This is a genomic window from Mesobacillus maritimus (assembly GCF_044803185.1).
Lineage (GTDB): Bacteria > Bacillota > Bacilli > Bacillales > Cytobacillaceae > Mesobacillus_B > Mesobacillus_B maritimus_B.
This window is the reverse complement of record NZ_CP085225.1, coordinates 1,408,284-1,420,016: the sequence shown is the minus strand read 5'-3', so window position 1 is coordinate 1,420,016 and position 11,733 is coordinate 1,408,284. Positions and strand designations below refer to the sequence as shown.

At 41.3% G+C, this 11,733-nt stretch carries 9 protein-coding genes; 3 read left to right on the top strand and 6 right to left on the bottom strand.

Annotated features, from left to right (window positions below):
* Positions 1-334 precede the first annotated feature (334 nt).
* The 3 genes from LG336_RS06875 (at position 335) to LG336_RS06865 (ending at position 4,144) form a co-directional block, all read left to right on the top strand.
* Entirely contained in the window at positions 335-1,567 is a 1,233-nt protein-coding gene (locus tag LG336_RS06875) for a Zn-dependent hydrolase (RefSeq protein WP_404331823.1), read from the top strand.
* 190 nt (positions 1,568-1,757) lie between these two features.
* Positions 1,758-2,885 (top strand): alanine dehydrogenase, encoded by a 1,128-nt coding sequence (ald, locus tag LG336_RS06870; protein ID WP_404331822.1) that lies wholly within the window; start codon positions 1,758-1,760, stop codon positions 2,883-2,885.
* 713 nt (positions 2,886-3,598) lie between these two features.
* Positions 3,599-4,144, top strand: coding sequence for a hypothetical protein (locus tag LG336_RS06865; RefSeq protein WP_404331821.1), 546 nt, complete (start codon positions 3,599-3,601; stop codon positions 4,142-4,144).
* A gap of 79 nt (positions 4,145-4,223) precedes the next feature.
* Here the strand turns inward: LG336_RS06865 and LG336_RS06860 are convergent, their stop codons facing one another.
* The 6 genes from LG336_RS06860 to LG336_RS06835 all read right to left on the bottom strand — a co-directional run bounded on the left by LG336_RS06860 (position 4,224) and on the right by LG336_RS06835 (position 11,727).
* A complete protein-coding gene (locus tag LG336_RS06860; RefSeq protein ID WP_404331820.1) occupies positions 4,224-5,573 on the bottom strand; it encodes an aminotransferase in 1,350 nt (449 codons plus the stop codon).
* A 58-nt stretch (positions 5,574-5,631) separates the two neighbouring features.
* Positions 5,632-5,859, bottom strand: a complete 228-nt coding sequence (locus LG336_RS06855; protein ID WP_404331819.1) for a hypothetical protein — start codon at positions 5,857-5,859, stop codon at positions 5,632-5,634.
* A gap of 119 nt (positions 5,860-5,978) precedes the next feature.
* Entirely contained in the window at positions 5,979-7,460 is a 1,482-nt protein-coding gene (locus tag LG336_RS06850) for an NCS1 family transporter (RefSeq protein ID WP_404331818.1), read from the bottom strand.
* A gap of 134 nt (positions 7,461-7,594) precedes the next feature.
* On the bottom strand, positions 7,595-9,010 hold the full coding sequence (gene hydA, locus LG336_RS06845) for a dihydropyrimidinase (protein WP_404331817.1): 1,416 nt from the start codon (positions 9,008-9,010) through the stop codon (positions 7,595-7,597).
* A gap of 37 nt (positions 9,011-9,047) precedes the next feature.
* A complete protein-coding gene (preA, locus tag LG336_RS06840; protein WP_404331816.1) occupies positions 9,048-10,307 on the bottom strand; it encodes an NAD-dependent dihydropyrimidine dehydrogenase subunit PreA in 1,260 nt (419 codons plus the stop codon).
* A gap of 31 nt (positions 10,308-10,338) precedes the next feature.
* A complete protein-coding gene (locus tag LG336_RS06835) occupies positions 10,339-11,727 on the bottom strand; it encodes an NAD(P)-dependent oxidoreductase (RefSeq protein ID WP_404331815.1) in 1,389 nt (462 codons plus the stop codon).
* Positions 11,728-11,733 lie beyond the last annotated feature (6 nt).

The following is an 11,733-nucleotide window of genomic DNA, read 5'->3' as shown; positions in this document are numbered from 1 at the left end:
AAGCGTGACGGTGAAGCCACTCAAAGAAAAAAATATCATTGTCAATAGTCACCAAAAATAGATTGCTTTAATAATATTATAAAAAATCAGTTTATTCAATTACTTTTATAAGATTGATACAATATTTAATACTTAATAAACAAACAATTAATCACTTCATTATGTCGAAAATTACCGAAGCGAAAAGTATCTATGTTCCAATCCGCATTTTTTAATAAATATTCTGAAAAGTGGCAGAAAAATAAAATATTTTATGTTATTATTAAATTAATAATTACTTTATATGTTTTTGATACATATAAAGAAAGTAAATATAAAGAGGGAGAGTGCAATTATGCAAAAGCAGAAAATCTTGATTAATGGCGAAAGATTGAAGCTGACTCTTGAAGAATTTGCTAATTTTGGACGGACTGAAAACAACGGAGTAACGCGTCTTTCTTTATCTGAAGAAGATCGATTAGCTCGGAACTATTTTCGTTCTTGCTGTGAGGAACTGGGCTTGGAGGTAAAAGTAGATGACATGGGGAACATGTACGCTACATTAGAAGGAACAGAAGATAAGCCGCCTATTGTCATTGGATCCCATCTTGATTCCGTAAAAAAAGGCGGTCGTTTCGATGGCGTACTTGGAGTACTTGCAGGGCTAGAAGTTGTACGTACATTGGTAGACCATAAAATCAAGCCAAAGGTTCCGATTACCATTGCCAATATTACAAATGAAGAAGGCGCCCGTTTTGAACCATCGATGATGGCATCTGGGGTGTTATCAGGCAAATTCGATAAAGAAAAAATGCTGCAAAGCGCAGATAAAAACGGAATAAAGTTCGGTGAAGCGTTAAAATCCATTGGCTACGAAGGCGATGAAGCAAACCGCTTAAAAGAAGCTAGTGCTTTTGTAGAAATTCATATTGAACAAGGCCCAATCCTTGAGCATGAAAATCTGAATGTCGGTGTTGTTGAATGTGTACTAGGAATGTGTTGTTATGAAATCGAAGTAACAGGTGAATCTGACCATGCCGGTACAACACCAATGCCGATGAGAAAAGATGCCCTCTTTGCAACAAATAATTTAATTACAGAAGCTCGGAAAAAATTAAATAAACTCGATAGCGATTTGGTTTATACAATGGGAAGGTTGAACGTCTACCCTAGTATTCATACCGTCATTCCAAATAAAGTCGTCTTCACTCTTGAAGCAAGACACAAAAATCCAGCTACTATTCAAAAGGTCGAAGAAATCGTTCACAGCCTAACTCAGTCTCCAAATAATGAAGGCTGTGAAATTAAAGCAACAAAGCTTTGGGGCCGCGATACCGTTTGGTTTGACGAAGAAGTAGTTAACGCGGTTGAACAAGCTGCAAAAACTTTAGGCTATTCCTATAAGAGAATGGTGAGTGGCGCAGGACATGATGCCCAATTTATTCAGAGCTATATTCCGTCCGCAATGATTTTTACCCCTAGTGTCAACGGAAAAAGCCATAGTGAAGAGGAATTAACGAGTTGGGAAGACTGCGAAAAAGGCGTGAATGTCGTATTAGAAACCGTACTTTCCCTTTTATCCAAATAGGAATGAAACTCATAGAAGTCCGGAAATCCTCCTTCAGGATCTCCGGTTTTTTACGCAATTAATATTTAGTTTAACTAATTAATAATTGCACAACCAAAGTATTTATTTTTTGTATTATTAAACAATTCCTCCAGCTTCCCAGGAGGAAACGTCCATACGATTTGTGTTTATAATAAAGGAGGAAATCAAGATGTTAATCGGGATACCTAAGGAAATTAAAAACAATGAAAATAGGGTTGCCCTTACCCCTGCGGGAGTAGCCACTTTCTTGAAATCAGGTCACCAAGTAGTCATTGAACAGGACGCAGGACTTGGCAGTGGGTTTGCCGATGAAGATTATATTGAAGCCGGTGCACAAATCGTTCAAAAAGCAGCAGATGTTTGGTCTAAAGCCGATATGGTTATGAAAGTAAAAGAACCGATTCAATCTGAATACCATCATTTTCGTTCGAATACGATCCTTTTCACCTACTTACATTTGGCCGCTGAGCCAGAACTAGCTGATGCCCTATTGAAAAGCGGGATGACCGCTGTTGCCTATGAAACCGTTGCCGAGAACCGCACCCTTCCCCTTCTTACTCCAATGAGTGAAGTGGCAGGTCGCATGGCTTCCCAGATTGGTGCGCAATTCCTTGAGAAGCCTAAGGGTGGCAAGGGGGTTCTTTTAAGTGGTGTCCCTGGTGTATCACGAAGTAAAGTGACCATTATTGGCAGTGGAGTGGTTGGTACCAATGCTGCAAAAATCGCAATAGGTCTTGGAGCGGATGTAACCATTATTGATTTGAATGCCGATCGTCTTCGCCAACTTGATGATATCTTTGGTTCAAGCATTCAAACCTTAATGTCTAATCCGTTAAACATTGCCGAGGCAGTTAAAAATTCAGATTTGGTTATCGGTGCGGTATTGATTCCGGGAGCAAAAGCACCAAAATTAGTCACGGAGGAAATGGTTAGAACGATGTCTCCTGGCTCGGTCATTGTCGATGTAGCCGTTGATCAGGGAGGCATTTTCGAAACGGTAGATGCCATTACGACCCATGATGCCCCTACTTATAACAAGTTTGGTGTTGTCCACTATGCAGTTGCGAATATGCCAGGCGCTGTTCCACGGACGTCTACTTTGGCGTTAACGAATGTGACCGTGCCCTATGCACTACAAATTGCCAACAAAGGGTTCAAACGTGCAATAGCTGAAAATAAAGCGCTGGAGCTCGGAGTCAATACAGTTGGTGGAGCAATTACCTATAAAGCCGTCGCAGATGATTTGGGCTTCGATTATGTACCCGTTCATAAAGCTTTAGACACTGTTATCCTGTAACCTACCTGATTCAAATGGTTTTCATCTAAAATTTATCCGGCAATCTTGTATTCTTAGAATCTGTGAGTACTTGACGCGCCTATTGATTCCCTCAAGTTGGTTTCTTGAGGGAATTATTTGCTGTTTTTTACACTTTTTATTAAAAAATACTAGAAATTCTGAATTTTTTGTTTAATATAGAAAGAGAAGGTTTCTTTTTTTTTCAAGGCTCTTTTCTCAAACTTTGTTGCTTTTGGATACAAAATAGGATGGATGAGCCTTTGTTTCTCTAAAAAATATCATTTTAATAAGAGAAAAGAGCTTGCATACTTACTATAACGTACAAAATAACTTATCTTGCGTTAAAATCGGCTTTAGGTAGTAAAAATCGGCTTTAAGATTTTTACAATTTTAACAACAATCTTTACGAAAACAGCCTTTTTCAAAAAAACATTGTCATAATACCTAACATACTGATGGTTAAAAGAATCATTGCTTGCTATCCTAAAACCATACTAATCCTTAAGTTGACATCTCAGAGTTACAAGAATGAAAAAAGCACGCAAGCAAATCTTAAAATCCCTTTAGATTCTACTATCTTTTTTGAAAACTACGATTATGTATGCGCTTTCAAATTGATTTTTTAAAATGATTATTGATTTCGTTTATACTTCGGAGCTCGCTGTATACTGGTACCACCAACTTTTATGTGCAAAGAAGGAGGATGTTGTTGAATGAAGAGAACCGCCTATCGAGGAGTTAGCTTTCATGAGGCGCAAGAAGTTATAAAAAACCAAAGATATGACCGTACAGAGTCTAGGGACTTTCTGAATGGAGTTGCAGCCCGCTCATCTTTCGGTCAGGGACTTTATCTTGTCAACGACCAAGAGCTTGCTGCAAAGTATGCCTTTTGCCACGCAGAGGTAGAAAACGATGAGAAAGCGGTTATTCTCAAACAAAAAATCCACCTAGTTCGTCCGTTTATCCTTAACTACAAATATAGCGAATCCCGTTTAAGGAAAGAAGCCTTAAACTGGAAGTTGGATCAAAACCCTAGTTTAGCTACGGAGTCCGAGGAGACGATTGAACCTAGCATCGAAACCTCTAGAAAGATTGGACAGGTGATTCAAGATTACCTCTTCCATCATTCCTATGACGGAATCATTTATCATTTAAATGATGAGCTCATTTATTATGTTCTGTACGACCAAGCCAAGCAAGTAGAAAGCATCGAAATTGATTTTGTCTTTAATATCAATCTTCTAAAAAAAGAGTCGTGACCTTTCTAGCTATCTCCTATCTATGAAAAAACAGAACAGGCTATTCGCCTGTCCTTAATCAATTCACCTTCAGAAGCATTTACTTCTGGTCATGTTCCTTAATAACCGCACTCACCGTATCCACAAGGAAGCGTAAATCCTCTACAGTGGAAGATAAAGGCGGCGCAAGGATTAACACATTTTGATAGCCTGGAATGGTGTCGCCATTTCGACCGATGATGAGTCCTTGCTCTTTACATGCTGCGATGATTTTCCCTGATAACGCCTCTGCAGCAGGTTCTTTCGTTTCCTTGTTTGCAACAAGTTCAATTCCGTAAAGAAAACCAATCCCACGAACTTCACCAACGCAATCGAGATTTTCTAGATTGCGTAGCTCCCCTAAAATGGAACTACCTAGCTCAGAGACTCGCTCAACGATTTTTTCGTTTTCAATGATTTCAATATTTTTCAAGGCAACAGCACAAGCGGCTGGATGTCCACCAAATGTGGATACATGACGGAAGTGCTGTTTGTCTCCAGTCTCTTTAAACTTCTCATAGATATAAGATTGAACAGCTGTTGCGCCTAATGGCATATAGCCCGAGGTTAATCCTTTCGCCATTGTGACAATATCTGGTTGCACCCCTTCTGAATGCATGAAACCAAACATTTCCCCGGTTCTACCAAACCCTGAAACCACCTCATCGACAATTAACAAAACATCATGTTCTTTACAGATTTCTGCGACTCTTGTCAGGTACTCTTTCGATGGGATCAATACACCCCCACCTGAGATCATTGGCTCTAAAATCACTCCGGCCACCGTGTCTGCGCCTTCCCAATTAATGACTTCTTTTATATACTCAGCAGCTGCCAAATCATCCTCAAACGTATTGCGATAGCTATATGGTGGTGGAACATGAAGGAAACCGGAGGCACTTGGACCATATTTGTCTTTTCGATTAGCCTGAGCTGTTGCGCTCAGAGCCCCCAGAGTGGAACCATGATACGCACGATACCTTGAAATAAATTTATATTTCCCAGGGTTGCCATTTTGAACATGATATTGCCTAGCAATCTTAAACGCTACCTCATTCGCTTCAGACCCACTATTGGAAAAATAGGTGGTATACGATCCTTTTAATAATTGACTTAACTTAGACGAGAGTTCAATCGCTGGTACATGACTTAAAGTAAGTGGGAAATAAGAAAGGTTCAACATTTGTTCATATGCCGCTTGAGCAATCTCTTTACGGCCATGCCCTAGATTTAAACACCACAGACCGGAAACCCCATCTAAATAACGGTTTCCATCCATATCGCTAAACCAGGACCCTTCCCCTTTTACCGCAATCGTTGGATTCCCATTTGGATTAAACCGACTCATTGAATGCCATAAATGTTCTTTATCCTTTTCAATTAAACGCTGATTCTCTGTTTGAACTTGCATGCTTTTCCCTCCTAACTAAACTTCCTGGCTCTGTTATTCATGACTAAATCTAAGTTTCTTATCGAACAGCACTCTTCTTCTGATTCGCTATAATAATAGAGGAAAAGTATTTTCTAGCATCTGCCGTCAAAAACTGAAGTTCAACCTTTTCATCCGGATTCTTCGAGTTTGTGAATTCTACAAATGCACCACTTAAATTTTCACGTACCCTTGTGATTTCATAATCCTTTTGAAGCAACCTATCAATTTTCTCTTTTTCTTCTAAAAACTCTTTGTAAGATGACATGTAACTCCCTCCATGTTCTGATATATTTTAGGCTTCATTAAACCTGGGGCTGTTCATTCGACTCAATCAACTAATTGTGTACACCCACACACCTCTTCATTTTATAATCTTCTGAAAACTTAAACCCTCGCCGTACCTGTTTCAACTGGCTGATCGATTGTTTCGGTTGATTCTTCTGTTTCAATCACCCAATCGCGACCAACGGTAATCCCTAAATACTGCTCATCGCTAGGATTGATTAATTCAGCCTGTTTATATTTCTTAAACCACCAATATTTCGTTAATACATAGTAGCAAGCTGCTCCAACCAAGAATCCCACAAAGAAGGAATATGTGGCGAATGTGATTGCCAGTATTCCACTGATTACCCAGGAAATCATCCCAGCCCAATTGACTCCCATATGGTATTTATATTGCCCATCCAATTCATACAAATCTGGAACATTGACCCGACGCTTGCGGACTAAATAATAATCTGCAAAAATAATACCGACAATTCCTGACAAAAGTCCCCCGGTTACATTTAGAAATGGCAGCAAATACGCGAATAGTTGCCATGGTTGCGTCACAATCCCAATGATTCCAGCTAACGAAACCCCAATATAGAAAGGGACTTTCGGTCCACCAATATTTGAAAAAATCGTCCCTGCTGGCACGAGATTCGCAGTTGTATTGGTTGACCATTGGGCAAAGACAATCATTAAGAGTAAGATGGCTAACACGATTCCGCTTGCGGTAGATTGCATCGCCACAATTGGATCATAATTGCCAAGGGCAATATACCCTAAGCCTCCAATCAGGACCATTCCTGTTTGAGTTAAAGGCAAGGCAATGAGTGTTGCAACTAAGGTGCTTTTATTGCGTTTAAACCAGTTTCTTTCAAATTTAGGTGCTTTAATAAAACGTGAAAGCGTTGAAAAGTCAGCAGCTAGTGTAGACCAATATCCCATGTTTCCAACCATAACCGTCATAAAGGCTGTAAACAAAGCTACCCCTGTTACAGGGCTCTCTACCCATGTCCAAACATTACGGTCAGATACATTTGCTTGATCGACAAGAGCAAAATACATCCAAATGGAAATGAGGATAAGGATTGGCGCTGCCAAGTCCGCAAATTTTTCCAATGCTTTGATTCCAATCGATGTATTGATCACCTGAACAACGACAAAAATTAAAAAACAAACGAACCAGTTATCAAAACCGGTTAACACATTTAAAATTCCATTGATGGCGGCTGCACCGAAATAGGAGTTAATCCCAAACCAAATGGAGGCGGCCAATCCTCGCAGCAAGGATGGGATATGGGTTCCAACAATTCCAAATGGAGCACGGAGATAAATTGGAAAGGAAATGCCATGTTCAATCCCGATATCGCCAATTAAGACCATAAACACGCCAATGATAAAGCAGCCCACAAGGGAAGCAAGTAAAACCCATAGTAACGAGATTGATTGTACCCCCGTCCCCCCGAGTGCGAAGGCCGCTAACACCACAGCCATTCCAATCCACATCATCGAGAAGCCAAATGTCCCAATGCTCCTCTCCTTATGGGCGATCGGGAGTAAATCTGGAGACTTTAGATATTGATTTTTTTTCTTCATGACATCACTCCTTTTAAAACTCAAGTATCGAACGAAGGTCATGAGGATGAATAAAAGGAAGGAAAGCTCCTTCCTTTTATCCTCTTAGCTTCACTCTAAGAAACTAGTTCCTTCCTATTCTGTTAGGCATTACGCTATTGCAATACCTTCTGAGCTGTTGTGGCGGTTGCTCTCTCAAAGCGTTTGCGCTTTAAATACTGCCCACTTCCAGGATTTCCAACAAATGCTTTATCGCGAATAACAAACTCGCCTCGTGATAAAACAGAAATTGGTTCTCCGGTTACTTTCATTCCTTCAAACGCATTGTAGTCCACGTTCATATGATGCGTTTCAGCCGAAATGGTTCTTTCTGCATTTGGATCAAAGATGACGATATCAGCATCGCTGCCAACCGCGATCGTTCCTTTTTGCGGGAACAATCCAAACAACTTGGCAATGCGTGTAGAGACAATATCAACAAATTGATTGATGGAGATGCGGCCCTTTTTTACCCCTTCAGAGTAGAACAAGCTGAAACGGTCTTCGATAATTGGGCCACCATTTGGAATCTTAGAGAAATCACCTTTTCCCAGGTCCTTCTGGCCTTTAAAATTAAACGAACATTGATCAGAACCTAATGTCTGAAGCTGACCGCTCTTCAGTGCATTCCATAATACGTCTTGGTTCCACTTTTCACGAAGTGGGGGCGACCATACATACTTCGCACCTTCAAAGTTTGGCTTCTCCAGATAAGATTGATCAAGCACTAGATATTGCGGACAAGTTTCTCCGTAGACATGCAAGCCTTTTTTACGTGCCGCCTCAATTTTCTCTACCGCTTCCGCACAGGAAACGTGAACGACATACAACTGGGAATCCGCAAGGCCTGTTAATGCTGCCGCTCTTCCAGTCGCTTCTCCTTCTGCTTCAGGAGGCCTTGTTAACGCATGATAAATGGGGTCCGTATTTCCGTCTGCAAGAGCTTTTTTAACGAGATAGTCGACAACATCGCCATTTTCAGCATGGACCATAACAAGTGCACCATGTTCTTTCGCTGTTAAAAGGGTACGGAACAATGTTTCATCATCCGCCATGAATTGATTTTTATAAGCCATGAACACTTTAAAAGAGGTAATTCCATCTTCTTCAATAATGGTTGGGAGTTCATTTAAGACATTTTCATTTACCTCACTCACCATCAAATGGAAGCCGTAGTCAATGACAGCCTTATCCTTGGATTTATCATGCCATTTTTGAATTGAATTCTTTAGTGGTACCCCTTTATCTGTTAAACAGAAGTCAATCACGGTTGTTGTTCCACCGTAAGCAGCAGCGATGGTCCCTGTTTCAAAGTCATCCGCTGTTACAGTTCCACCAAAGGGCATTTCCAGATGGGTATGTGGATCAATTCCACCTGGGAATAAATAAGCGCCTTTTGCGTCGATGATTTCATCTACATTTTCGGAAAAATTCTTCCCAATGGCTGCAATTTTTCCATCTTCAATTAGTACATCTGCTTCATATTGATCGGCTGCTGTTACAACTACTCCGTTTTTGATTAATTTTTTCATCTATTATTTCCTCCTTCTGTTTAACTAGTTACCTATGTTAGACCGTAAGTTTAATAGCTGCTTGGCGTTCATTCCATGTCATCGGTTCGCCGTTAGGAATTTCGATCATATCAATCGCTCCATCCACCGGACAAACAATTGAACATAAGTTACAACCTACGCAATCCTCTTCACGGACACGAAGCATCGCTTTCCCAGATTCATCCTTAAGCATATCGATACATTGGTGGGAGGTATCTTCACAGGCGATATGACACTTGTTACAGTTGATACAGGTATCATTGTTAATGCGTGCTACGACTTTGTAATTCAAATCAAGATTGCCCCAGTCTGAATACTTCTCAACAGACTTTCCGACAATTCCATCTAAGTTCACAATCCCTTTGTCATCGAGATAGTTGTTCAATCCATCAATCATATCCTCAACAATGCTAAAGCCATGATGCATCGCAGCGGTACAAACCTGGATGCTGCCAGCACCCATAAGCATAAATTCAACTGCGTCCTTCCAGTCGGATACTCCTCCCATTCCGGAAATCGGAACGTTGATCTCAGGGTTACGCGCACATTCGGCGACCATATTTAAGGCAATTGGCTTAACAGCTGGCCCACAATACCCACCATGTGCCCCTTTGCCGGCAACGTTTGGAATCGTGTTCCAAGAATCAAGATCGACTCCTGCTAAACTATTAATCGTATTAATCATACTGATGGCATCAGCCCCACCTTGGACCGCTGCATAAGCGGTTGAGGTAATATCGGTAATATTCGGTGTGAGCTTAACGATTACTGGTACCTCTGCGACTTCCTTTGCCCAATACGTTTGTTTCTCCACTAACTCAGGAACCTGACCAGAAGCTGCACCCATGCCGCGCTCAGCCATGCCGTGAGGACAACCAAAGTTTAATTCAAACCCATCGACCCCAACATCCTGAACTCTTTTGACAATTTCATGCCAAGCCTTTTGGTTTGGCTCGACCATTAGTGAAGCAATGACCGCATGGTTGGGAAATCTCTTTTTCGTTTCATAGATTTCTTTTAAGTTGACCTCTAATGGACGATCGGTAATCAACTCAATATTGTTAAAACCAGCCACGCGCTGTCCGTTATAACTCGTTCCTGCAAAACGAGAAGATACATTCAAGATTGGGTCCCCTAGTGTTTTCCACACGGCTCCGCCCCATCCTGCTTCAAAGGCTCTTTGCACCTGGTAGCCTGAGTTGGTTGGGGGAGCTGAAGCCAACCAAAATGGATTCGGCGCTTTAATGCCGGCAAAGTTTACACGTAAATCTGCCATTCAAATTCCTCCTGCCTATTTTAAAATTGACTTATGCATTTTCAACTGCCACTTTATCTGCTGAAATGAATTTTTGATGAATGGCATGTGCCGTTAACTTCCCTTGTTGAGCGGCTGTTACAACCATTGCATCTCCCTGACCATCCCCAAAGATCACATCGCCTGCAGCGTAAACCTTTGGATTGGATGTCTCATGTGTTTCTTGATTAATTTTTACGATGCCACGGTTATGTTCTAAACCAAGTTCCTCAATTAAAGATACATAACGACTTTGGCCAATCGCTTTGATTACGGCGTCTACTTCCATCGTAAACTCTGAATCTGGTACTTCGATTGGGCGACGACGGCCTGATTCATCCGGCTCACCTAGTTCCATCCGCACGCACTGTAATGCTCTCACTTTGCCATGTTCGTCTGTCACAATTTTCGTTGGTTGTGTCAGCCAGCGGAATTCCACACCGTCTTGCTTGGCAAATTCGTATTCAAACTCGTAAGCCGTCATTTCCGCTTCTGTTCTACGGTAGACCATCCTTACATCTCCGGCCCCAAGGCGTACAGAACAGGTTGCCGCATCAATGGCTGTATTTCCGGCTCCAATGATGACGATTTTCTTGCCGATAAATTGATGGTCGAGCGGAGGAGTCTTCGTGTTTTCGACGAAATCAATCGCATCATGCACGCCTTCCGCCTCTTCCCCTTCGATGCCAAGCATCGGCACTTTTGACATTCCAATTGCTAGAATCACAGCATCATAGTTAGTGAGAATTTCGTCTACCGCGATATCCCTTCCAACCATGGTATTCGTATGAATCGTAACTCCAAGATTTTCAACTTGTTCGACTTCCCATAAAGAGACTTCTTGAGGCAAACGGAAGGAAACAATCCCATGTGTATCCAAGCCGCCAGCTTTTTCTTTTGCTTCGTAAATGGTCACTTCATATCCAATACGGGCTAATTCACGCGCCGCAGATAAACCTGCAGGACCACCACCAATAATCGCGACTGATTTTCCATTGGCATCACCCGCTTTAAATAACTGTTGGTTGTTTTGAATTGCCCAGTTGGTTGCATGTCGTTGGAGATTTCCAATCATGATTGGAAGAGAGGCATCATTTAGGACACAGGCACCTTCACATAATTCCTCTGTTGGACAAACGCGCGCACAGCTCGCACCGACAGGGTTTGCTTCCATGATGACCTTTGCTGATCCCTTCAAATTACCAGAGGCAATTTTCTTAATAAAAGATGGAATGTTAATGTCTGTTGGACAAGCTTTAATACAGGGTGCGTCATAACAGTAAAGACAGCGGTTGGCTTCATCCATTGCTTCCTTTTGAGTTAAAGCAGGTTCAATTTCGTTAAAGTTCACTCTTAAATCATCTAAGGATATCTTCTTATTTTTCACGCGGTTTAAATGCATACAATC